Annotated in this window: 1 protein-coding gene; it reads right to left on the reverse strand. The window is 40.3% G+C overall.

The genetic code is table 11. From position 1 onward, the window contains the following. Positions 1-265 precede the first annotated feature (265 nt). Positions 266-1,558, reverse strand: coding sequence for an IS30 family transposase (locus BJR36_RS19925; RefSeq protein WP_091237175.1), 1,293 nt, complete (start codon positions 1,556-1,558; stop codon positions 266-268). Between the last annotated feature and the right edge of the window lie 153 nt (positions 1,559-1,711).

The raw sequence follows: 1,711 nt of genomic DNA on the forward strand, positions 1-1,711 counted from the left end.
GGTGAAATGAAAAAGTAAATTCCACTTTGAAAAAGTAAATTCTACTGATAGACTGTTGTTTTGATGATAGAAAAAAATATTTGCTTTTTTACTACCATTTTTCGGTGTGATTGTTATAATTAAAGGTACAAAATCGTATGTTCACTTGATTTTTGGGCATAGCTTACCGTGAGTGAAAAATAGCCGCTTTTTAGAAAAGGTAAATTCCACCCTTGGTTTTATTGAATGCTATACTTATCAATCAAGTGATGCCGGTTTGGTAGTGTTATTTCAGGAGATCTGGGTGCAGTGTTATCTTATTTGGTGGGATGAGTTCTGCACCCAGTTTTTCTAATATCTCAATCCCGTGGAATGTGCCAAACATTTCATAAGGAGTCAAATCACCAAGCTTCTTTCTGCCATAAGAGTTGATGTGGTTCATCATAAGGTCTACTTTCTCCTGGGTCAGGTTATCAAGGGAGGTTCCTTTCGGAATGATTCTTCTGATAAATTCGTGGTTGTTTTCAGCTGCACCTTTCTGATAAGAGGCTAAAGGATCGCAGTAGAATAGAATGGTGCGACGGTTGCCTTCTCTATCAAATTCAATAGCCGTAGGATTAGAAAATTCACTTCCATTATCGCCCAAGCAAAGAGGAAAAAGCCGTATAAAGGAATCAGGACAGAGCTCCCAGTAGAGTTTTTCAAAGATGTCTATAACTGACTGCGAAGTATTGCTGTTCCGAAGATAAGCGAGCATAAATTGTGATTCCACGAAGTGTATGGTCAGCAGTACCTTGCCGCCTTTTGTTCCCTCAACAGAGTCGATTTCTACAATAGGCGTATCTGAATGTTCGAGCATATAGATTTTGAAATCAGCATATGTACGGCCGATGCGGCAGGCTTTATCCACCTTAAAGGAATCATGCCGGCTTTTTCGATGACGATACCTGACTTTTCTCGGAAGATCAATATTGCGAACGGATAGGACACCCGACTCGATGTAGTTATAGATGCTTTTTTCGCTGAGCATGATTTCGTCCTGGTTATGAGTGCAGATATGGTGTATGGACTGCCCTTTTCGTACAAGCGGAGTCAGAAATATATCCAGCCTTGTAACTTCTAACTCGGTAATTGTAATGCCTGTGCGGCATTCAGAGCGGATTGCTTCATATTCCTGCTGGGCATACCGCGCATCATAAAGGTGCTTTTCTAATGTGCATGCACTTCGCTTTTGGCATCCGTTGCATACATACGGCGGCTTCTTTAATAACTCGCAGTATCGCTTTTCATAATCCTTACAGTGCAGGTGACATCCGGAACAATTCTTGCAGAATAGTACCTGGCATTTAGCACTGTTACAGAGATTTGTATGGGAGCAGCTGCCTTTATGAAGACAGTCATTAAATGCATGTCCAAAAGCGCCGCTTTTCCGAAACAGGATGTGGCTTTTTATTTCCTTCGAAATTGTAGTGCAGTCCTTTGCAAGGATTCTGCTGATTGCCTTAAAGGACTCTTGTTTTGACAGGGCCTGCTGAATCTGTAATCGTTCATCCAAAGATAAATGTTTATTCTTAGCCATAGTGGTATCCTCCATATATACCGGCATCCTAGGATAAGGTTAAGATAATGATAGCATAAGAAAAGCTTGTAAGACTAAATTCCACACAAGAGATTGCAAGATTAAATTCCATACCTTGTATAAAAGGGGTGGAATTTAAAAATTCAATTTAGG

This window comes from Anaerobium acetethylicum, from assembly GCF_900096945.1.
In the GTDB taxonomy this organism is placed as follows: domain Bacteria; phylum Bacillota; class Clostridia; order Lachnospirales; family Lachnospiraceae; genus Anaerobium; species Anaerobium acetethylicum.

Excerpts from the sequence above, each read along its gene's own strand:
- BJR36_RS19925 (WP_091237175.1), bottom strand. The coding sequence starts at position 1,558 with ATGGCTAAGAATAAACATTTATCTTTGGATGAACGATTACAGATTCAG.